Annotated in this window: 20 protein-coding genes; 13 read left to right on the forward strand and 7 right to left on the reverse strand. The window is 44.7% G+C overall.

Annotation, left to right across the window (positions count from 1 at the left end):
- Positions 1–13: 13 nt before the first annotated feature.
- Together hflK and hflC are read left to right on the forward strand one after the other, a co-directional pair.
- On the forward strand, positions 14–1,216 hold the full coding sequence (gene hflK, locus QUF19_RS01300; protein ID WP_017103358.1) for an FtsH protease activity modulator HflK: 1,203 nt from the start codon (positions 14–16) through the stop codon (positions 1,214–1,216).
- 2 nt (positions 1,217–1,218) lie between these two features.
- Positions 1,219–2,196 carry a protease modulator HflC gene (gene hflC / locus QUF19_RS01305; protein ID WP_010434102.1) on the forward strand — a complete coding sequence of 326 codons (978 nt, stop codon included), beginning with the start codon at positions 1,219–1,221 and terminating at the stop codon, positions 2,194–2,196.
- A 171-nt stretch (positions 2,197–2,367) separates the two neighbouring features.
- On the opposite strand, the gene QUF19_RS01310 is transcribed toward hflC, so the two are convergent.
- Positions 2,368–2,556, reverse strand: coding sequence for a DUF2065 domain-containing protein (locus QUF19_RS01310; RefSeq protein WP_102364525.1), 189 nt, complete (start codon positions 2,554–2,556; stop codon positions 2,368–2,370).
- 172 nt (positions 2,557–2,728) lie between these two features.
- Between QUF19_RS01310 and QUF19_RS01315 the strand changes: the two genes are divergently transcribed.
- Positions 2,729–4,045, forward strand: coding sequence for an adenylosuccinate synthase (locus tag QUF19_RS01315; RefSeq protein ID WP_017078237.1), 1,317 nt, complete (start codon positions 2,729–2,731; stop codon positions 4,043–4,045).
- A gap of 55 nt (positions 4,046–4,100) precedes the next feature.
- Here the strand turns inward: QUF19_RS01315 and QUF19_RS01320 are convergent, their stop codons facing one another.
- On the reverse strand, positions 4,101–4,271 hold the full coding sequence (locus tag QUF19_RS01320) for a hypothetical protein (RefSeq protein WP_286295444.1): 171 nt from the start codon (positions 4,269–4,271) through the stop codon (positions 4,101–4,103).
- Positions 4,272–4,343: 72 nt separating this feature from the next.
- Between QUF19_RS01320 and motX the strand changes: the two genes are divergently transcribed.
- Positions 4,344–4,979: a flagellar protein MotX gene (gene motX / locus QUF19_RS01325; protein ID WP_017107437.1), complete on the forward strand. Its 636-nt coding sequence runs from the start codon at positions 4,344–4,346 to the stop codon at positions 4,977–4,979.
- Between the two features lie 221 nt (positions 4,980–5,200).
- Here the strand turns inward: motX and QUF19_RS01330 are convergent, their stop codons facing one another.
- Positions 5,201–6,610: an amidohydrolase gene (locus QUF19_RS01330; protein WP_286295446.1), complete on the reverse strand. Its 1,410-nt coding sequence runs from the start codon at positions 6,608–6,610 to the stop codon at positions 5,201–5,203.
- Between the two features lie 248 nt (positions 6,611–6,858).
- Between QUF19_RS01330 and rnr the strand changes: the two genes are divergently transcribed.
- From rnr to rplI, 5 genes are all read left to right on the forward strand, one after another.
- Positions 6,859–9,360 (forward strand): ribonuclease R, encoded by a 2,502-nt coding sequence (gene rnr, locus QUF19_RS01335; RefSeq protein ID WP_017108652.1) that lies wholly within the window; start codon positions 6,859–6,861, stop codon positions 9,358–9,360.
- 155 nt (positions 9,361–9,515) lie between these two features.
- On the forward strand, positions 9,516–10,256 hold the full coding sequence (rlmB, locus tag QUF19_RS01340) for a 23S rRNA (guanosine(2251)-2'-O)-methyltransferase RlmB (RefSeq protein ID WP_286295449.1): 741 nt from the start codon (positions 9,516–9,518) through the stop codon (positions 10,254–10,256).
- Between the two features lie 289 nt (positions 10,257–10,545).
- A complete protein-coding gene (gene rpsF, locus QUF19_RS01345; RefSeq protein WP_004735855.1) occupies positions 10,546–10,959 on the forward strand; it encodes a 30S ribosomal protein S6 in 414 nt (137 codons plus the stop codon).
- 132 nt (positions 10,960–11,091) lie between these two features.
- Entirely contained in the window at positions 11,092–11,319 is a 228-nt protein-coding gene (rpsR, locus tag QUF19_RS01350; protein WP_000090472.1) for a 30S ribosomal protein S18, read from the forward strand.
- Between the two features lie 38 nt (positions 11,320–11,357).
- On the forward strand, positions 11,358–11,807 hold the full coding sequence (rplI, locus tag QUF19_RS01355; RefSeq protein ID WP_017107439.1) for a 50S ribosomal protein L9: 450 nt from the start codon (positions 11,358–11,360) through the stop codon (positions 11,805–11,807).
- Positions 11,808–12,030: 223 nt separating this feature from the next.
- Here the strand turns inward: rplI and QUF19_RS01360 are convergent, their stop codons facing one another.
- Positions 12,031–12,918 (reverse strand): DUF481 domain-containing protein, encoded by an 888-nt coding sequence (locus tag QUF19_RS01360; RefSeq protein ID WP_286295450.1) that lies wholly within the window; start codon positions 12,916–12,918, stop codon positions 12,031–12,033.
- Between the two features lie 176 nt (positions 12,919–13,094).
- Between QUF19_RS01360 and QUF19_RS01365 the strand changes: the two genes are divergently transcribed.
- The 3 genes from QUF19_RS01365 to QUF19_RS01375 are packed head-to-tail and all read left to right on the forward strand — an operon-like array spanning position 13,095 to position 16,784.
- The gene (locus QUF19_RS01365; RefSeq protein WP_017107440.1) at positions 13,095–14,486 is read left to right on the forward strand and encodes a replicative DNA helicase; all 1,392 of its coding nucleotides are present in this window, start codon (positions 13,095–13,097) and stop codon (positions 14,484–14,486) included.
- A 4-nt stretch (positions 14,487–14,490) separates the two neighbouring features.
- A complete protein-coding gene (gene alr, locus QUF19_RS01370; protein ID WP_286295451.1) occupies positions 14,491–15,576 on the forward strand; it encodes an alanine racemase in 1,086 nt (361 codons plus the stop codon).
- A gap of 2 nt (positions 15,577–15,578) precedes the next feature.
- Positions 15,579–16,784 (forward strand): BamA/TamA family outer membrane protein, encoded by a 1,206-nt coding sequence (locus QUF19_RS01375; protein ID WP_286295452.1) that lies wholly within the window; start codon positions 15,579–15,581, stop codon positions 16,782–16,784.
- A 136-nt stretch (positions 16,785–16,920) separates the two neighbouring features.
- Here QUF19_RS01375 and QUF19_RS01380 read toward each other — a convergent pair whose 3' ends face one another.
- A complete protein-coding gene (locus QUF19_RS01380) occupies positions 16,921–17,340 on the reverse strand; it encodes a secondary thiamine-phosphate synthase enzyme YjbQ (RefSeq protein WP_076669148.1) in 420 nt (139 codons plus the stop codon).
- Positions 17,341–17,666: 326 nt separating this feature from the next.
- On the opposite strand from QUF19_RS01380, the gene pgi reads away from it, so the two are divergent.
- Complete coding sequence (pgi, locus tag QUF19_RS01385) at positions 17,667–19,319, forward strand: glucose-6-phosphate isomerase (RefSeq protein WP_102327282.1); 1,653 nt, start codon at positions 17,667–17,669, stop codon at positions 19,317–19,319.
- 142 nt (positions 19,320–19,461) lie between these two features.
- Here the strand turns inward: pgi and QUF19_RS01390 are convergent, their stop codons facing one another.
- Together QUF19_RS01390 and zur are read right to left on the reverse strand one after the other, a co-directional pair.
- The gene (locus tag QUF19_RS01390) at positions 19,462–19,923 is read right to left on the reverse strand and encodes a chemotaxis protein CheX (protein ID WP_017059940.1); all 462 of its coding nucleotides are present in this window, start codon (positions 19,921–19,923) and stop codon (positions 19,462–19,464) included.
- 17 nt (positions 19,924–19,940) lie between these two features.
- The gene (gene zur, locus QUF19_RS01395; RefSeq protein WP_192889838.1) at positions 19,941–20,399 is read right to left on the reverse strand and encodes a zinc uptake transcriptional repressor Zur; all 459 of its coding nucleotides are present in this window, start codon (positions 20,397–20,399) and stop codon (positions 19,941–19,943) included.
- Between the last annotated feature and the right edge of the window lie 377 nt (positions 20,400–20,776).

Consider the following 20,776-nt stretch of genomic DNA (forward strand, 5'->3'; position numbering starts at 1 on the left):
ATGGAGCTTTCTAATGGCGTGGAATGAGCCTGGAAATAACAACAACGGCGATAATAACGGCCGCGATAATGACCCTTGGGGTAAGAACAATAATCGCGGCGGCCGAGATCAAGGACCGCCAGACTTAGACGAAGTGTTTAGTAAACTAAGTCAAAAGTTAGGTGGCAAGTTTGGTAAAAAAGGTGGCAACGGTAACGGGCCATCTATTGGTGGTGGCGGTGCGATTGGCTTTGGTGTCATTGCTGTCATTGCGATTGCTATCTGGTTCTTCGCTGGTTTCTACACCGTTGGCGAAGCAGAAAGAGCAGTAGTACTTCGACTGGGTCAATTCGACCGTATCGAAGAGCCTGGTCTTAACTGGCACCCACGCTTCATCGATGAAATCAAAGATGAGCAACTAGTAAACGTTCAAGCGATTCGTTCTCTACGTGCTGCTGGCACGATGCTAACGAAAGATGAAAACGTTGTGACCGTTGAAATGGGTGTTCAATACCGTGTTTCTGACCCATACAAGTACTTGTATCGTGTAACGAATGCAGACGACAGTTTACGCCAAGCAACCGATTCTGCGCTTCGTGCGGTAATTGGTGACTCACTAATGGATAGTATCCTGACAAGTGGTCGTCAACAGATTCGTCAAAGCACTCAAGAAACGTTGAACCGTATTATTGATAGCTACGACATGGGTATTCTGATTGTTGACGTGAACTTCCAGTCAGCACGTCCACCTGAGCAAGTGAAAGATGCATTTGATGATGCTATCGCGGCTCGTGAGGATGAAGAGCGTTTCGAGCGTGAAGCTGAAGCTTACCGAAATGACATTCTTCCAAAAGCAACAGGTCGTGCTGAGCGTTTGAAGAAAGAAGCGGTGGGTTACTCAGAGCGCACAGTTAATGGTGCTCTAGGTCAGGTCGCTCAGTTCGAGAAACTGCTACCTGAATACCAAGCAGCTCCTGAAGTAACACGTAACCGTATGTACCTAGATACAATGGAAAAAGTGTACTCAAGCACATCGAAAGTCCTGATTGATTCAGAATCAAGTGGTAACTTGCTATACCTACCAATTGATAAGCTAGGCGCACAAGGTGGTTCTCAGTCGGGCACTCGCCCTGCAAAAGCATCATCAACTTACGATCAAATTGAGTTAGAAACTCAAGCGGATCCAAAGTCTAGCACTCAAACTCGTTCAGACAGTTCACGCCAAGGGAGATACTAATAATGCGTAAATTAATGATCCCTGTATTAGTTGTGACGATTGCCCTTCTATTGATGTCACTATTTGTGATTCAAGAAGGCGAACGTGGCATGGTAATTCGTTTTGGTCGAGTTCTCGATGACAACGGCGTATCGCGAATCTATGAACCAGGCTTGCACTTTAAACTGCCTATGTTTGATCGCGTAAAAGTACTTGATGCTCGTATTCAAACGATGGATGGTCGTTCTGACCGTTTCGTAACATCAGAGAAAAAAGACGTTCTAATTGATACCTACGCAAAATGGCGTATTGCTGATTTTGGACGTTTTTATCTGAGTACTGGCGGCGGCAATATCATGACGGCAGAAGCACTTCTTGAGCGTAAAGTGACAGATGTTCTTCGTTCTGAAATTGGTTCTCGTGAAATTAAGCAGATCGTGTCAGGTCCTCGTAATAAGGACATCCTGCCAGACTCTGCTGATAGCGAAGTTGTCACAACGGTAGCGGCTGCAGAAGCGCTAGAAGTTGATGGCGAACGCGATAAGATCATGGAAAACGTTTTGTCTGGAACGGCAGAAAGTGCGATGGCTGATTTAGGTGTTGAAGTTGTTGATTTCCGAATGAAGAAGATTAACCTTCCTGACGAAATCAGTGAATCTATCTACCGCCGTATGCGTGCAGAACGTGAGTCGGTTGCTCGTAGACACCGTTCACAAGGTCGTGAGAAAGCGGAAGTTATCCGTGCTCAAGCTGAGCTAGAAGTGGCAACAGTTCTTGCTGAAGCTGACCGTACAGCTCGAATCACTCGTGGTGATGCTGATGCAGAAGCAGCGAAGATCTACTCTGATGCGTTCAGCAAAGATCCTGAGTTCTATGGCTTCATGCGTTCATTGCAAGCTTATGAGACATCATTTAGCGATAAGAGCGACATTCTAGTATTGGATCCGAAGACTGACTTCTTCCAATACATGAATCAAGCGAGCGGCGCTCCAGCAAAATAAGCTGATGCGTTAGCGAATGCTTAGCTCAACAAGCAAAATGCGTTAAAACTTAAAAGGCTCCCATTATGGGAGCCTTTTTGTTTTCTATGACTTTTTCAGGAGGAGACATGTTTGCGGATTCACTATTGGGGGCGCGAGGGAAGGCGCTTAACAGCGTTCTACTTATAGAAACTAACGGTAGGTCATGAAGGCGATAACGGCACCGGCAACCACAAGACAGCCGCCAATACGGCGCAGTTGAGCGTCTGGCTGTTGGCTTAGCTGAGCAACCATGTTTCTCCAGCCATTGGGTGCAATCAAGGGGCCGAGCCCTTCAACAATAAGAACGAGCCCAATAGCGAGCCAAATTGATTGAGACATGGTTCTGCCTTTTGTCTGTAAAAAAGTAATGATATCAGTATCTTTACACGTTCGCCTCCAGTTATGGCTGGTTTGTTTTTGTACAGCGTTAACGTTTATGAACAAAAAGTGACTGCAAGAAGTGTGATTCAGTGCTAGAATCCATTTTTAATTAGCAACAGAAATTGGAAAGATGGGAAATAACGTAGTCGTTCTAGGCACCCAATGGGGTGATGAAGGTAAAGGTAAAATCGTTGACCTTTTAACTGAAGATGCAAAATACGTGGTTCGCTACCAAGGCGGTCACAATGCAGGTCACACACTTGTAATTGACGGTGAGAAAACCGTTCTTCACTTAATTCCATCAGGTATCCTACGCAATAACGTTAAATGTGTTATTGGCAACGGTGTAGTATTATCGCCTGACGCACTTCTTAAAGAAATGAAACCTCTTGAAGATCGCGGTATCCCAGTACGTGAGCGTCTTTTCATCTCTGAAGCTTGTCCTCTAATTCTTCCGTACCACATTGCAATCGACAACGCGCGTGAAATCGCTCGTGGCGCTAAAGCTATCGGTACAACGGGTCGTGGTATCGGTCCTGCTTACGAAGATAAAGTTGCTCGTCGCGGTTTACGCGTTGGTGACCTTTTCGATAAAGAAGCATTTGCTGAGAAGCTAAAAGAAGTTATGGAATTCCACAACTTCCAACTAGAGCACTTCTACAAAGCTGAAACAGTAAGCTACGAAGAAGTTCTTGAGCAAGCGATGAGCTACGCAGACATGTTAACTGCGATGGTTATCGACGTAACTGACGAACTAGACGCAGCACGTAAGCGCGGCGACAAGATCATGTTCGAAGGTGCTCAAGGTACGCTACTAGATATCGACCACGGTACTTACCCATACGTAACGTCTTCTAACACGACTGCTGGTGGTGTTGCTGCAGGTTCTGGTTTCGGTCCTCGTCACATCGGTTACATCCTTGGTATTACTAAGGCTTACTGTACTCGTGTTGGTTCAGGTCCATTCCCAACTGAGCTATACGATGGCCTTGAGAAGCAAGACCCAGTTGGTAAGCATCTAGGCGATGTTGGTCACGAGTTTGGCGCAACAACTGGTCGTCTACGTCGTACAGGTTGGTTCGATGCTGTCGCTATGCGTCGTGCAATTCAAATCAACTCTCTATCTGGTATCTGTCTAACTAAACTAGACGTTCTAGATGGCCTAGAAGAACTAAAAATCTGTACTGGTTACAAGATGAAAGATGGTTCTATCCTAGAAGTTTCTCCAATGGCTGCTGAGTCATTCGAAGAAGCGACGCCAATCTACGAAACAATGCCTGGTTGGTCTGAAAACACATTTGGTGCTAAATCTATCGACGCGCTTCCACAAGCTGCTCTAGATTACATCAAGCGTATCGAAGACCTAACTGGTGTTCCCATTGATATCGTATCAACTGGCCCAGATCGTAACGAAACTATCATCAAGGTTCACCCATACGGCGCATAGTGCCTGCTGAGTGATTACCACAGCACGTAAAGTGCTCTGATAATGAAATAGTTTTCTAAAAGCCGACTTTGTTAAGTCGGCTTTTTAATATCTGCAATTTAGCATCTAAGTTTTGGGTGATGATCTTTTGAACTTCATCAGGCAAAATATTGCCCATTAGCGGCAAGTTTTGTCTAAAGCCATCAAGGTTGTTGCCGATACAGATATCATGGAAAGTGAAGTTCACCCTATTTTTTGCGTCTACTTCGGTAGCCAATAAGAAATAGATAACTTTAGCGACAGATAATTGAGTGCAGGTATGAAGCTACGAATTGTGGCAGCTTCATTAATAATGGCGCTGAGCTCACCCTTGAGTCATGCAAATTTGGCTGATGTGGGAGAGCCCGTTCCAATATATACAGAAGCTGAACTGATTAAATTAATCGAAAATAATCGACATCTAGAGCGTGTGAAAGCGGATAAGTGCCAGCTAGTAGAAGATATCGTTGCTCGCGCAACGCGTATTAGCTTGCCTTCTTATGAGTTTTTATACGGTGATATGCTGGCGTGGGGTGTATGTGTTCCACAAGATGTAGAGCTTGGGCTTTACTATATGGAAAACGCAGCGCATCAAGGTTTACCCGCAGCACTAGAGCAATTGGGTCGTTATTATTCTCGTGGAACCTTAGTTCAACAAGACAAAGAGCGTGCAATTCCGTACCTACGTGAAGCGGCCTCTATGGGTAACCTAAGTGCAAGCATTCACTTAGCGGAACTCTTACTGCGTGATTACGGTAGCCCGTTAGATTATGAAGATGCTTACCGCTGGTTATATAACTCGGTGACAGCGGATGATAGGCAACACAAACGTATTACTGTGCTTCGAAGCGGTTTGGAGCGGAGAATGCCAGACAATATTATTGCTCGAGCAAAACGTCGAGATGTGTTCTGGTAATGACGAATATTGATTAAGGTTGATGACTAACGACTGCACTCGTTAATCATCTGTCTTGATCGAGAAAGATATCGATATAAAAAGGCCTCTTAGGTAAACACCTATGAGGCCTTTTTTGATCTGAACTGCTTTTTTGTTTAACCGCTTTTTCGATTTAACAGCAGTCTTGATTTACCCGCTTTTTAGAGTTAATAAAAAGCGCAGTAATTTAGTCTTAGTCGTTATTGAACAACTTCACCAGATTCAATCACCGTTTTACGGACGACTTTGGTGAAATCGAGTGCTTCTTGACGAATCTTGTCTTCATCGACGGTTAGCATATCGCGATCTTGCATTATGATCTTACCATCAACGATGGTGTGGCGAACGTTACCAGAATTAGCTGAGTACACTAAAGCTGAGTATGGGTTGTATACCGGAATCATGTTCGGCGCTTTGGTGTCGATCACTATGATGTCGGCAAGTTTGCCTGCTTCAAGAGATCCGATCTTATCTTCCATGTGTAGCGCTTTTGCTGCGCCCATTGTCGCCATGTCGATCACTTTGATCGGCGGCATTGCTGCACGATCTTTATTAACTAGCTTGTGAACTTTAGCCACTTGGTTGAACTCATCAATGGTGCTTAATGTGTTACCAGACATTGGTCCATCGGTACCTAAACCAATACGAACGTTCTCGTCGTACATCTTAAGGGCAGGGGATACGCCTTTCGCTGATTTGATATTGGCACTCATGTTATGCGCTACGCCCATGTCTGACTTTTTCACCAGTTCGATATCATGATCATCCACTAAGATCATGTGCGCACCAACTAGGTTTTTGTTCAATGCGCCAATGCTGTCCATGTATTGAACCGGTGATAGTCCATCTGAACGCTCTGCGATTTTCTCTTCTTCACGGTGTGATTCTGCAAGGTGAATCATCACTGGCACATCTAACTCTAAAGAGAGTTTAGAAATTTTCTGCAGGATCTCAGTCGTATTTGTGTAAGGCGCATGTGGAGCAAACGCTGGTGTGATACGCGGGTGATCTTTGTATTCTTCAATGAAGTTCAGCGCGTATTGGATGCCTTCTTCTGCGTTGGCAGCGTCAGCGACTGGGAACTTAATCACGGTTTCACCAAGAATGGCACGCATACCGATCTTATCGACGGTTTTCGCTACTTCATCTTCAAAGTAGTACATGTCGGCGTAAGTGGTCACACCGCCTTTTACCATTTCGACGTTACCTAGGTTGGCGCCAATACGTACCATGTCGCGTGACACCAACTTCTTCTCTAAAGGGAAGATATAGCGGTGAAGGCGATCTGGCACATCATCGGCTAATGAACGAAACACGGTCATCGATACGTGGGTGTGAGTATTGATGAGACCCGGCATCACGATATCACCATCAACGTCTAAAACTTGCTTCGCTTGGTACTGCTTTTCTAGGGAAGCATCACCAACAGCGATGATTTTATTGTCTTTTACGACAACAGTACCGCTCTCATACACCGTTTTATCTTGATTCATGGTTAGCACCATGGCGTCGGTAATCATCAGATCGGCTTTTTCCATTGCTGAACTTGCAAAGGGAAATAGAGCTAGGCTTGCCATTGCAGAAGCCACTAAGGTGTGTTTTAGTTTCATATCAATACTCAGAACAGGAGTTGGTAAAGTGCGTGGATAATAGTGTATTTCATTCATGGCGCAAACGTTTGTTTTATCGTTTGCCTAAAATTCTTATGATCCAGAATGAGTATGATGTGATGTTTTATTAGATGAAGATAGTCATCAATCTGAGGTTATTTGAGGGTTTTCCAAAGCATATCTGTAGGTTACCCCTAGCATCAGATATACTAGGGGTATATACCTTCCTTGCTTAAGCAGGCCCGCCTATGTCAAAAAACACACCAACGTCAGAAAACACGACAGCGACAACCACTGTTGATCCTTTTGCCGACCGAGAGTCGAAAAATTACGAAAACCCAGTACCAAGCCGAGAGTTCATTATTTCGTTTCTAACAGACGCGAATATTCCAATGAACCGCAACGATCTATTCGAAGCTTTGGGTCTGGCTGGAGAGGAACAATATGAAGGGCTGCGTCGTCGTTTACGTGCAATGGAGCGTGATGGACAGCTTATCTTTACTCGCCGTCAGTGCTACGCATTGCCTGAGAAGATGGAACTGATTAAAGGTTATGTGATTGGTCATAAAGACGGTCATGGTTGGGTTCGTCCAGATGGAAGCGTTGGTAAAGATAACGATATTTTGTTGCCGCACCATCAGATGAAAACCATCATGCACGGTGATTACGTATTGGCTCAGCCTACTGACAACAGTAAGCGTGGTCGTCGTGAAGGTCGTTTGGTTCGTGTTCTTGAAGAGCGCACAACCCCACTTGTTGGTCGTTTCTTTTTAGAATATGGCCATTCTTACGTGGTTGCTGATGATTCGCGTATTAGTCACGACATCCAGATCCCTACTGAGCATAAAGGCGGTGCTCGAATGGGTAATGTGGTTGTGATTGAAATTACGGATCGCGGTGGTCGTTCTCGTAACATGATGGGTAAAGTGACCGAAGTTCTTGGTGAAAACATGGCTCCGGGTATGGAAACGCAGATCGCGATCCGTACTCATCAGATCCCACAAGAGTGGCCTGAAGCGGTAGATAAGCAAATCGAAAACCTTGGTGAACATGTTCCTGAAGAAGCAAAAGAAGGACGTGTTGATCTACGCAAACTCCCATTGGTTACCATTGATGGCGAAGATGCACGTGATTTCGATGATGCGGTTTATTGTGAAGCGAAGAAAGGCGGCGGCTGGCGTCTATGGGTAGCGATTGCTGACGTAAGTTACTACGTTCGCCCAGATACAGCGCTAGACAAAGAAGCGATTAACCGTGGTAACTCGGTATACTTCCCGTCACAAGTAGTACCAATGCTGCCAGAAGTACTTTCAAATGGTTTGTGTTCATTGAACCCTCAAGTCGACCGTTTATGTATGGTGTGTGAGATGACTATCTCAGACAAAGGTAAACTGTCAGGCTACAAGCACTACGAAGCGGTAATGAATTCTCATGCTCGTCTTACTTATAACAAAGTAGGCGCGATCTTAGATGGCAATGAAGAATTACGTGAACGTTACGAACCAGAAGTACCACATCTTGAAGAGCTTCATAAGATGTACAAAGTGCTTAAGAAAACGCGTGACGAACGTGGTGCGATTGAATTTGAAACGGTAGAAACTAAGTTTATCTTCAATGCGGATCGTAAGATTGACCGTATTGAGCCAGTAATTCGTAACGATGCACACAAGATCATCGAAGAATGTATGATTCTTGCGAATATCGCATCGGCATCTTACGTAGAAAAAGCCAAAGAGCCTGCGCTGTACCGTGTTCACGATACTCCGGGTGAAGAGCGCTTAATGGGCTTTAAGAGCTTCTTAAGTGAATTAGGTTTAACGCTGGAAGGTGGCCTGTCACCATCTCCGGTAGATTACGCACAACTGATGCAACAGATTAACGAACGTGAAGATCGTGAGTTAATCCAAACAATGCTGCTGCGCTCAATGAAGCAAGCGGTATACAACGCGGATAACGCGGGTCACTTTGGTTTAGCTCTTAAACGCTATGCTCACTTTACCTCGCCAATTCGTCGTTACCCAGATTTGCTATTGCACCGTGCAATTAAGTACCTTATTGCAAAAGAAGAAGGTCGTAACAGCGAACGTTGGACGCCAACCGGTGGTTACCACTACACGTTCGATGATATGGACTTCTACGGTGAACAGTGTTCAATGACTGAGCGTCGTGCTGATGACGCTACACGTGAAGTGAACGACTGGCTGAAATGTGAATACATGCAGGACCATGTCGGCGAAGTGATGGATGGCGTGATTGCCAACGTAACTGGCTTCGGTTTCTTTGTGCGTCTAACTGAACTGCACATCGATGGTCTGGTACATATTTCTGCGCTAGCGAATGACTACTACCAATTTGATGCTGTTGGTCAGCGTCTGGTTGGTGAAAGCTCAGGTAATATCTACCGCTTGGGTGATTCGGTTAAAGTGAAGGTTTCGGCGGTTAACTTAGAAACTCGTCAAATCGACTTTGATTTAGAAGACACCGATCGTCAGCCGCGTGGTAAAGGTAAAACAGCCAAGAAGCGTGCAGCTGAAGCAATGAAAAAGGCGAAAAGCAAGAAGCGTTCAGCGGTTAAGAGCAATAAGCCAGGCGTACCTGCAACGCCTTTAGTTGAACCAACTAAACGACCTGATGGAAGTAGCGAAAGCTCAGCTAAGAAGAAAAAGCCCGCGAATAAAACCGGTGCTGCTAAAGCTCGTGCTAAGAAAAAGCGCGCAGCAAGCCGTAAGCCAAAGGCTGATAAGTCTTAAGTTATCGTTTTACAATGACAGCAAGGCTTAACGTCTAACGAATTTAAATGCGAGAGTATCAGGCGGAAGATGCATGCTCTCGGAATAAACAACACAGAGGTGGGTGCATCGGGTTTGATGCCTTCATCTCTGAGCAATAAGAGTAACCAGAGACAATGAGTAACGAATTTATTTACGGTATTCACGCGGTGAAAGCCGTACTAGAAAAAGACCCAGCGCGCTTTATTGAAGCGTACGTGCTTAAAGGTCGTCAAGACGATCGCCTGCTTCCATTACTGAATCAACTGCAGCAATTTGGCGTGTCGATTCAACAAATGGGCCGTAAGCCGCTTGATGAAAAAGCACAGGGTGCAAATCACCAAGGTCTTATTGCTAAGGTGAAGCCTGCTAAGCAGCTTAATGAAACTCACCTAGACGATATCCTTGCGCAACACGAACAGCCTCTGTTGTTGGTTCTAGACGGCGTAACAGACCCTCACAACCTAGGTGCTTGCTTACGTAATGCAGATGCCGCAGGTGTGGCCGCTGTTATCGTTCCTAAAGACCGCTCTTCGCCGCTAACGGCAACAGTAAGTAAGGTTGCTTGTGGCGCAGCAGAAACGGTTCCACTAGTACGAGTGACTAACCTGGCTCGCACAATGCGTGCACTGCAAGAGCAGGGTGTATGGTTTGTCGGTACGGCAGGTGAAGCAACGCATGATATCTATCAAGCGAAGTTGACTGGTCCGCTTGCTATTGTGATGGGCGCTGAAGGTGATGGCATGCGTCGTTTAACGCGTGAAACGTGTGATGACCTGATTAAGATTCCAATGTCAGGCAGCGTATCGAGCCTGAACGTTTCAGTGGCTTCTGGTATTTGTTTATTTGAAGCGGTACGTCAGCGTCTAGCTCAGTAAGGTTCGACTTAACAAAGCCTAAACGACTTAAGTCTATGAATTTATTAACGCTCACCACTTGTTGGTGGGCGTTTCTTTTTGGGGTGTAGAGTGGCAAATTGACAGAATCACAGATGGCTAGATGGCGAAAGAAAAACTGTTTCATTATTAGCCAAATACCGCTTGCCAATACCGGGTTCTTTCTATAATATTTGCCGTCCTTAAAACTCGGTCATTTTTCTTTAGTTCCTTGCTTCCCTTGGACGACCGAGCCTTTCGTGGAAGCTAATAATCCGTAAGGAGCAACCAAATGCGTCATTATGAAATCGTATTCATGGTTCACCCTGATCAAAGCGAGCAAGTTGCTGGCATGATCGAGCGTTACACTGGTTCAATCACTGAAGCTGGTGGTACTATCCACCGTCTAGAAGACTGGGGCCGCCGTCAAATGGCTTACCCAATCAACAAACTTCACAAAGCTCACTACGTTCTTATGAACGTTGAAGCTGGCCAAGAAGTGATGGACGAGCTAGAAACTGCTTTCCGTTTTAACGATGCAGTTCTACGTAACATGATCATGCGCACTAAAGGCGCTGTGACTGAGCAATCTATCATGCTTAAGCAAAAAGAAGAGCGTGCAGAGCGTGCTCCTCGTCGTGATGACCGTGAAGAACGTGCACCACGTCGTGAAGAAGAAGCTAAGCCAGAAGCTGCTGCTGAGTAATTCTTTTTTGGCCTTTTAGGTCATTAAATTTTATTCAACTCGTTTAGGTATTTCCACTACAAGCATTTGCTTACGCTTATTTCTAAGCCTGTGTGAATACCGCATTATTAAATTTAGATCAGGAGATAGCCCATGGCTCGTTTCTTCCGTCGTCGTAAATTCTGCCGTTTTACTGCAGAAGGCGTACAAGAGATTGACTACAAAGACGTAGCAACTCTAAAAAACTACATCACTGAAGCTGGTAAAATTGTACCTAGCCGTATCACTGGTACAAGTGCTAAATACCAACGTCAGCTAGCTCGCGCTATCAAGCGTTCTCGTTACCTAGCTCTACTACCGTACACTGACAAGCATCAGTAATCGGTAATAGTTAATAATAGTTTAAGAGGACTAAGATAATGCAAGTTATTCTACTTGATAAAATCGGTAACCTAGGTGGCCTTGGCGACCAAGTAAACGTTAAATCTGGTTACGCTCGTAACTTCCTTATCCCACAGGGTAAAGTAGTTATGGCAACTAAAGAAAACGTTGCTATGTTCGAAACTCGTCGTGCTGAACTAGAAGCTAAAGTTGCTGAGCAACTAGCTGCTTGTGAAGCTCGTGCAGAGACAGTTAACACTCTAGAAGGCGTTACAATCGCTTCTAAAGCTGGTGACGAAGGCAAACTATTCGGTTCTATCGGTACTCGTGACATCGCTGACGCTATTACAGCGGCAGGTGTTGCAGTAGCTAAGAGCGAAGTACGCCTACCTGAAGGCGCTCTACGTAACATCGGTGAATTCGAAGTAAGCATCCAACTTCACTCTGAAGTTTTTGCTACTGCGAAAATCACGATCGTTGCTGAGTAATTTCAGTACCAAGACGAATTCTTTCTTTTGAAAGTTTTAAACACCAGCTTCGGCTGGTGTTTTTTTATGCCTAGAATATAAGGAACACAGGGAACATAGGAAGAGTTACAGTGGGTAAAAGCCTACAGTGATCCATAAGCTATTTATCCTGAACAGGCCGTTCTCAAGGCTAGAAGTGGCGTTAAGATTAGAATTGCTCTTGAGACTAGAACTGCTCTTGAGATTAGAACTGAAAGAGCAGGTTAATTGAGAGAACTGAGTCTTCTTTGCTTAATCCATCAGGTACCTTATCGTGGTACTGGCGAGAGTGAGCGATCTTCAGTGCGATATTGTCAGTAATATCATTGATGGCTTCTAATTCGGTATCAAACTTTAAGTTGCTGTGACCAGACACTAACGTCACATCGGCTTTGAGCTGTAAATTCTTCAGCACTTGCCATGATGTGTTCACATTGCCACGGAAAATGGCTTCCTCAACAATCTCTGGAAAGATGATGTCATCATCGTCTAATTCATCGAGATTCGGTTCTTGGTAACGAAAACCAGGGCCCACTTCCACTTCCAAAACAAATTCTTCGGTATTAGAGAACTGATAACCCAAACCACTAGAAACGGTATAGTCCTTAAAATAAGCGCTATAACGTGAGTCGACACCTTTAAAGCTGCCGTAGAGGTAGGTTTTTGGGCTTAACTTGTAGTCACTCTGAGCTGAGTAAGTCGATTGCCTTTTGTCTTCTTCACCATCTTTGTAGAGGTTGTAGTATTTCCATTCGCCACTGGTTCTATGACGGCCAGCCGTATACTCACCATTTAGGCGTGCATTTAGCGATCGAGAATCAGAATTACCAGTATGCGACTGATATCCAAATTCGACCTCAGTCTTTAGCGGGTTAGGCAGTTCTGTATCTGTCGGTGCGATATCCATATCTTTTTCAGGTGTTGGTGCAACGACGATCGGCTCAGCAGCAGGTTCTGGTACTACTATCGAGTCGAGGATTGCATCAACAGAGGCTTTAGCATCATCCGCTAAGGCCAACGGAGTGCTCAGGAGGCCGATGCTTAGAAGACTAGAGCTCAGAATACCAGTGCTCAGAGCCAATGATTTGGACACGCATACCTCTAGTTATACAGTGAATGAATGGAAGGATCGTAATGCTACCCTTGGTTAATTCAGTCAGCAATAGGTAAATTCTTACTGAAGAATAAAACAATCCCAGAGGATTGCATTACAAATGCATGTTCTTGGGTATAATGAACGATCATTATTAGTTATTGAGTGTAGTCATAGTGGATACCAGAAGTCAGAAATCAGCCAACGATCAGGTGGACGCCATCAAAGTCCCACCACATTCATTAGAAGCTGAGCAATCTGTTATCGGCGGTTTGTTGCTGGACAACGAACGCTGGGATACGGTTTCAGAAAAAGTCGTGAGCAAGGACTTTTACAGTCGTCCTCACCGTCTGATCTTCGAAGCAGTAAAAGATATCCTTGAAGAAAGTTCTCCTCTGGATCTTATTACACTCTCTGAACATTTAGAGTTGCGTGAGCAGCTCGAAGAAGTTGGCGGTTTTGCATACCTTGCTGACCTTGCTAAAAATACCCCAAGTGCGGCGAACATTAACGCTTACGCAGATATCGTGGCGCAACGTGCTTTAGTTCGTAGCCTGATTGGTGTGGCGAATGAGATTGCCGATTCTGGTTACGATCCGCAAGGCCGTACATCGGAAGAACTTGTTGATCTGGCTGAGAGTAAGGTCTTTGCGATTGCAGAAGGCCGAGCAAGTGAAAACGAAGGCCCACAAAACGTTGATAGCATTCTAGAGAAAACTCTGGAACGTATCGAGATCCTATATAAAACGCCACAAGATGGTGTGACAGGCGTCGATACTGGCTTCAACGACCTCAACAAGAAAACTGCAGGCTTGCAGGGTTCTGATTTAATTATTGTTGCTGCGCGTCCATCGATGGGTAAAACCACCTTTGCGATGAACTTATGTGAAAACGCGGCGATGAAACAAGATAAGCCGGTTCTGATCTTCTCTCTTGAGATGCCAGCCGAACAGCTGATGATGCGTATGCTTGCGTCACTTTCTCGTGTCGACCAAACCAAGATTCGTACTGGTCAATTGGATGATGAAGATTGGGCGCGTATTTCATCGAGTATGGGTATTCTGATGGATAAGAAGAATATGTATATCGATGATAGCTCGGGCTTAACACCAACAGAGGTGCGTTCGCGTGCTCGACGTATCGCTCGTGAGCATGATGGTATCTCTATGATCATGATAGATTACCTTCAATTAATGCGCGTCCCTTCATTGTCTGAAAACCGTACCTTAGAGATTGCTGAAATTTCGCGCTCCCTAAAAGCCCTTGCGAAAGAGTTGAACGTGCCGGTTGTTGCACTTTCTCAGCTTAACCGTTCCCTAGAGCAACGTGCTGATAAGCGCCCAGTAAACTCGGATTTGCGTGAATCAGGTTCTATCGAGCAAGATGCCGATTTGATCATGTTTATCTATCGTGATGAGGTTTATAACCCAGACAGTTCACTGAAAGGTATCGCTGAGATCATCCTTGGTAAGCAACGTAACGGTCCTATCGGTTCGGTTCGTTTGACATTCCAAGGTCAACACTCCCGATTTGATAACTATGCAGGTCCTGCATTTGATGATGAGTAAGTTAATGACTTATATGAAAGCAGCGACAGCGAGCATTGACCTCGGTGCATTGGAACACAACCTTCAACTGATTAAGTCTAAAGCACCTAACTGTAAAGTTATGTCGGTTGTGAAGGCGAATGGCTACGGTCATGGTCTATTGCACATCGCTAAGCATTCTAAGAACTCTGACGCCTTCGGTGTCGCTCGTATTGAAGAAGCCTTACAACTGCGTGCTGGTGGCATTGTTAAACCTATTTTGTTGCTGGAAGGTTTTTACTCTTCGGGTGATTTACCAATATTAGTGACCAATAACATCCAAACTGTCGTGCACTGTGAAGAGCAATTAAGTGCGCTAGAGAATGCGGAATTAGAAACACCAGTCGTGGTATGGCTAAAAGTAGACAGCGGTATGCATCGTTTAGGTGCTCGTCCTGAGCAATACCAAAACTTTGTTGAGCGTTTGCATCAATGTGCGAATGTAGCGAAACCTCTTCGTTACATGAGCCACTTTGGTTGCGCTGATGAACTGGATAGAACAACCACCGTTGAACAGACTGAGCTTTTCTTATCTCTCACTGACGGTTGTGAAGGTGAGCGTTCACTTGCTGCCTCTGCTGGTCTATTGGCTTGGCCAGATAGCCACCTTGATTGGGTTCGTCCGGGAATCATCTCTTACGGCGTTTCACCTTTTGCTGATAAATCAGCTCAAGAGCTAGGTTTTAAGCCGGTGATGACCTTAACGTCACACCTGATTGCTGTTCGTGATGTTAAAGCCGGTGAAAGTGTTGGTTATGGAGGTAACTGGACCAGTGAACGAGATACCAAGGTTGGTGTTATCGCAATAGGTTATGGTGATGGCTATCCACGCATGGCACCTAACGGAACGCCAGTGTTTGTAAACGGTAGAAAAGCACCGATTGCAGGACGTGTCTCTATGGACATGCTAACTGTCGACCTTGGCCCTGATGCTGCAGATCAAGTGGGCGATGAAGCGACGCTATGGGGTAAAGACTTACCTTCGGAAGAAGTGGCAGAACATATTGGCACTATTGCTTACGAACTCGTGACGAAACTGACGTCTCGTGTAGCAATGGAATACGTGAAATAAATATGTTCAAGAGAGCCTCTCGACACTGGTTAACGTCAGCAATGGCATTACTCGGTGTTAGCTTTTCTTCTTCAGCCTTAAGTGAAGAAAAAGATACTGCCTTTGTCCCTTTCTATTTCAGCACCGAAACCATGGGTAATACCTTTGGGGTTGCTGGTGTCGCAAAGGGTGTTTGGCAACCTCAAGCCGCGCTGTTTGGGATGGCACTCTATTCGGATAAAGACAGCTATGTTGGCTTTTTGTCCGCTTTCAACTTTGCACTTTCTGAGAATGTTCTATTCAGTACTCAGATGTACCAAGCACGCTTCAACGACAATCCTTACTACATTAGCTCTCAGGGCGATAACGATTCATCCATTGATGATAAAACCATTGCCGATGGCTTAGAGCAAAACTATCAGTTTGAATTCAAGTATTTGCTACCTTGGGGCAATGTTGCAGATCATGGTTTGTTAGGGGCTTTTCAGCCAATCAAAGATGTGAGTTTTGCTTCGCCAGTTGAGTCGGGTGTCAGCTCGATCATCTTCACGCCTTTTTATACCGCTCGTGAGCTAGAAGGTTTAAACAACACGGAAGAGGCGACAGGCTTTAGTCTGGCATTGGATTGGGATAACCGTGATAGCACACGTAACCCAACTAAAGGTTCTCATACTAACCTTGAATTCACTACCGGCGCTGAAAGTTGGTCCAATGATGACTTATGGTTGAAGTGGACGTTCCAAAACAGTCAGTACTTCGCATTAGGTCCTTTAGGCGACTTGTTCGACCAACAAGTCGTGGCACTCGATTTCTATACTGCTGATACACCAACTTGGGATAACTGTTCTGGGCAGGATTGCGCACGTCCACCTGAGACAGAACAAGCTCGACTTGGTGGACTGTATCGATTGAGAGGCTATACCGGTGGACGTTACCACGGAAGATCTGCAGTTCATTATTCAGCAGAATATCGAGTTATCCCTGATTGGCAACCGCTAGGTGATATTCCTTTAATTAACTACTACGATTTGCCATGGTGGCAATGGGTGGCGTTTGCTGAAGTAGGGCGTGTAGCGGACGAGTACGATATTAAAACACTGCACACGGACATGAAATGGAGCCTAGGTGGCGCGGTTCGCTTCCAAGTGGAAGGCATTGTTGTTCGTGCGGAATTAGCACGAGGCGGCGATGAAGGGACCTTTAGGGTTATGATAAACCAGCCCTTCTAAAGCTTTCGGCCTACGGTAGGTCAAATACTACTTTCATAAGAGTGGTCGTGGAAACACACCACTCTTTTTTATTAATAAGATATTTTTTTATTAAGAAGGCATTGATTTTATTAAAAAGATCTAGCTTTCAAACAGTCTACTCACCTTGAATCGTAGCAATCACAGTGCGGCTTCCACCACAGTCTCGGTGCTCACCTAAGTAAATGCCCTGCCATGTTCCCAAAGCTAAACGACCATTAGTGATGGGTATTGTCACACTGGTGCCAAGTGTTGATGCTTTAATGTGAGCCGGCATATCATCATCGCCTTCATAAGTGTGTCTGTAGTAGGGCGCTCGCTCGGGTACAAACTTATTAAAGTGCGATTCCATGTCGGAACGAACAGTAGGATCAGCGTTCTCATTTAACGTGAGACTGGCAGAGGTATGCTGGATAAAGAGATGTAATAAACCAACAGATAGAGAGTTGATATCGTGTATCTGTTGTTCAATTTCATCAGTAATGAGGTGGAATCCACGCTTTCGTGCATTTAGGTGTATAGTCTTCTGAATCCACATACGCCATCCTTTATAATGTATTTGGAAAAAAAGTGGTTTAACGCTATCTTTTGAACTTGAATTTATCAGGTATCGCTCACATTTAATTATGTTAGAGCTAGAGTCTGTACCGATTCTTCTATCAGGAAATCTAATCCTGATTTATCTCAAGGTACAGCTCTTCATATGCGGCATAATACGTCGTGAAAAAAAATTACAAAGAATCTTTCAGTGGTGACGCGGTTTGGTCATCACAGAAAAATATAAACTTTCGCCTAATCGGGGGTTCTACTCATCACTTAAGTGACGTTTAGAATAAAACCTACAGTAACATCGGGATAGATACCATGTTGAAAAATATCAACCCAACGCAAACACAAGCGTGGAAAGCTCTAACTGCACATTTTGAGTCTGCTCAAGATATGGATATGAAAGAGCTGTTTGCTCAAGATGCAAAGCGTTTCGAGAGCTTTTCTACTCGTTTCGGTTCTGACATCTTAGTGGATTACTCTAAGAACCTAGTTGACGCTGAAACTATGCAGCACCTATTTGCTCTTGCAAACGAGACTGAAGTTAAGTCAGCAATTGAAGCGATGTTCGGTGGTGATGCAATCAACAAGACTGAAGGTCGTTCAGTTCTTCACACGGCTCTACGTAACCGTAGCGACAACCCAGTAATGGTTGATGGCAAAGACGTAATGCCTGCTGTTAACGCTGTACTAGCAAAAATGGAACTGTTCACGCACCGCATCGTTTCTGGTGAGTGGAAAGGTTACACAGGTAAAGAGATCACTGATGTAGTCAACATCGGTATCGGCGGTTCGGACCTTGGTCCATACATGGTGACTGAAGCACTAACGCCATACAAAACTCGCCTAAACATGCACTTTGTTTCTAACGTAGATGGCACTCACATTGTTGAGACACTTAAGCCTCTTAACCCAGAAACAACGCTGTTCCTAGTGGCATCTAAAACATTCACAACTCAAGAAACAATGACGAATGCACACTCTGCACGTGATTGGTTCTTGGCTGAAGCGGGTGATTCTGCACACGTTGCTAAACACTTCGCAGCACTATCAACCAACGCAGCTTCAGTGGCTGAGTTTGGTATTGATACTGACAACATGTTTGAATTCTGGGATTGGGTTGGTGGTCGTTACTCACTATGGTCTGCGATCGGCCTTTCTATCTCACTGTCTGTTGGCTTCGATAACTTCGTCGAGCTATTAGATGGCGCTCACGAGATGGATAACCACTTTGCTTCAACTGAGTTTGAAAGCAACATCCCAGTTATCCTTGCGCTTATCGGCATTTGGTACAATAACTTCCACGGCGCTGAGTCAGAAGCTATCCTACCTTACGATCAATACATGCACCGTTTTGCTGCTTATTTCCAGCAAGGTAACATGGAGTCGAACGGTAAGTTTGTAGACCGTGAAGGCAATCCGGTAGAGTACCAAACAGGCCCTATCATCTGGGGTGAACCTGGTACAAACGGCCAGCACGCTTTCTACCAACTGATTCACCAAGGCACTAAGCTGATCCCATCAGACTTTATCGCGCCTGCAATCAGTCACAACCCAGCGTCTGATCACCACCAGAAGCTGATGTCTAACTTCTTTGCTCAAACTGAAGCATTAGCATTCGGTAAGACAAAAGAGACAGTAGAGGCTGAATTCCTAGCGGCTGGTAAAACAGCAGAAGAAGCAGCAGAACTTGCTCCTTTCAAAGTATTTGAAGGCAACCGTCCAACGAACTCAATTCTTGTTAAGCAAATGACTCCTCGCTCTTTAGGTAACCTAATCGCGATGTATGAGCACAAGATTTTTGTTCAAGGCGTTATCTGGAACATCTTCAGCTTCGACCAATGGGGTGTAGAACTTGGTAAGCAACTAGCAAACCAAATTCTTCCTGAGCTTGCTGACGATGCTCAAGTAACATCTCACGACAGCTCAACGAACGGTCTAATCAACGCATTTAAAGCGCTGAAAGCTTAAGGCTGTTTGAGTAACACCAAGTAATAATTGTAAAGCGCCAACCTTTCGGTTGGCGTTTTTTATGTCTGTTGATCTCGCGGGCAATAAAAAAGGCTGACACATGCACGTCAGCCTTTTGTATTTTTATTTACTGCGGTTGTCTCTATTCGAAACAGATCTCGATGAAGGCATTACCCCATTGAGATGAGAAAGGCATGATGATGATTGCGCCGTCACACTTGTGACGAATCGTGTGGCCTTTACCTGAAACAACGATCGGCGTTGCCATATCGAAATCAAATCCGCTTTCAGCAAGAATACGTTTTGCGCCGCCAGTCACCATGTTGGTGATTTCACCCACCATATCGGTCACTTCTTCGTTCAAGCCATTCGGTCGCTCACCCAACATGTTTTCCATGATTTCTAGGGCAAGACCTTCATCAAAGGTGATCGACATTGAACCACGAGATTGTGTACCAACCATACCAATCAGGCCGGATACATCACCACGAGCTATTTCATCTTTCTTAACTCTCGGTTTTTGTGGCTTCAATTCAAGAGAAGCCATCGTTTTTAGCACATTCATTAAAGAAGCTAAAAACGGGTTTACAAATTCAGCGCGCATAATGTTCTTCTATAATCTTATTCTTTCATATCAGAGGAGCAGGCTTGGCATATGCCATGAGATTCAATAACGTGATTCGTCAATTGAAAGCCGTGCTTCTCCGCGTTGTTAGCGAGTTGAGTGATAAGAGCATCGTCTTGTAGCTCTATTACTGTCCCACATTTATCGCAGATTAAGAGCTGCGAAAAGTGTTGGTTTGCATTACATGAACAGCAACATATGAAGCTGTTGGTTGACTCAACTCGATGAATGAAACCTTGTTCCAACAAAAAATCTAAAGCGCGATAAACTGTAGGAGGTTTGGCTTGCGGTTCACTCTGCTTTAATTGCTCTAACAATTCATAAGCACTGGAGGCTTTTTTATTAGAGAGGATGAGCTCAAACACACGCTTTCGTTGGGGAGTTAGTCTAACTCCTCGTGATGCGCATATCCCTTCAACTTGCTCTATCAATGTGTGGTCCAAATTTTTCACCATTCAATCGGACATCCCTCATCAAACACTATTTCTAGGTTACTTTATTTTGGGAGCCAATGATTTCTATTAAAGTCAGGTACAGAGCGTATTGTGACCCACGACTTTGAATAAGACAAGGTAACTCAAAATGACAGTGTGACTCAAGGCATAACTGATTAATGAGGCTGAATTAGAGATCTGGTGAATAGGTTTATAAAAAAGTGTGAGGTAAAGTTCATATAGCACAAACAAGGCATAGCATTTACAATAGCCGACCTTGCTTTTGCTGGGTATTCCAGCATATTTTTTTGACTCGCTACTAGGGTACTTTGCCATGACACATTCATGTAGGTTGTCCGTCGCTCCAATGCTCGATTGGATTGATTAAGCAGCCTTAG

Origin of the sequence: Vibrio sp. FE10, assembly GCF_030297155.1 — a bacterium.
Taxonomy (GTDB): domain Bacteria; phylum Pseudomonadota; class Gammaproteobacteria; order Enterobacterales; family Vibrionaceae; genus Vibrio; species Vibrio apostichopi.

Bases quoted from the DNA above. Each gene is read 5' to 3' on its own strand.
- pgi (WP_102327282.1), top strand. From the start codon at position 17,667: ATGTTGAAAAATATCAACCCAACGCAAACACAAGCGTGGAAAGCTCTA.
- motX (WP_017107437.1), top strand. From the start codon at position 4,344: ATGAAGCTACGAATTGTGGCAGCTTCATTAATAATGGCGCTGAGCTCA.
- QUF19_RS01310 (WP_102364525.1), bottom strand. From the start codon at position 2,556: ATGTCTCAATCAATTTGGCTCGCTATTGGGCTCGTTCTTATTGTTGAA.
- zur (WP_192889838.1), bottom strand. From the start codon at position 20,399: ATGGTGAAAAATTTGGACCACACATTGATAGAGCAAGTTGAAGGGATA.
- hflC (WP_010434102.1), top strand. From the start codon at position 1,219: ATGCGTAAATTAATGATCCCTGTATTAGTTGTGACGATTGCCCTTCTA.
- rlmB (WP_286295449.1), top strand. From the start codon at position 9,516: ATGAGTAACGAATTTATTTACGGTATTCACGCGGTGAAAGCCGTACTA.
- rplI (WP_017107439.1), top strand. From the start codon at position 11,358: ATGCAAGTTATTCTACTTGATAAAATCGGTAACCTAGGTGGCCTTGGC.
- rnr (WP_017108652.1), top strand. From the start codon at position 6,859: ATGTCAAAAAACACACCAACGTCAGAAAACACGACAGCGACAACCACT.
- alr (WP_286295451.1), top strand. From the start codon at position 14,491: ATGACTTATATGAAAGCAGCGACAGCGAGCATTGACCTCGGTGCATTG.
- QUF19_RS01375 (WP_286295452.1), top strand. From the start codon at position 15,579: ATGTTCAAGAGAGCCTCTCGACACTGGTTAACGTCAGCAATGGCATTA.
- rpsR (WP_000090472.1), top strand. From the start codon at position 11,092: ATGGCTCGTTTCTTCCGTCGTCGTAAATTCTGCCGTTTTACTGCAGAA.
- hflK (WP_017103358.1), top strand. From the start codon at position 14: ATGGCGTGGAATGAGCCTGGAAATAACAACAACGGCGATAATAACGGC.
- rpsF (WP_004735855.1), top strand. From the start codon at position 10,546: ATGCGTCATTATGAAATCGTATTCATGGTTCACCCTGATCAAAGCGAG.
- QUF19_RS01330 (WP_286295446.1), bottom strand. From the start codon at position 6,610: ATGAAACTAAAACACACCTTAGTGGCTTCTGCAATGGCAAGCCTAGCT.
- QUF19_RS01315 (WP_017078237.1), top strand. From the start codon at position 2,729: ATGGGAAATAACGTAGTCGTTCTAGGCACCCAATGGGGTGATGAAGGT.
- QUF19_RS01380 (WP_076669148.1), bottom strand. From the start codon at position 17,340: ATGTGGATTCAGAAGACTATACACCTAAATGCACGAAAGCGTGGATTC.
- QUF19_RS01390 (WP_017059940.1), bottom strand. From the start codon at position 19,923: ATGCGCGCTGAATTTGTAAACCCGTTTTTAGCTTCTTTAATGAATGTG.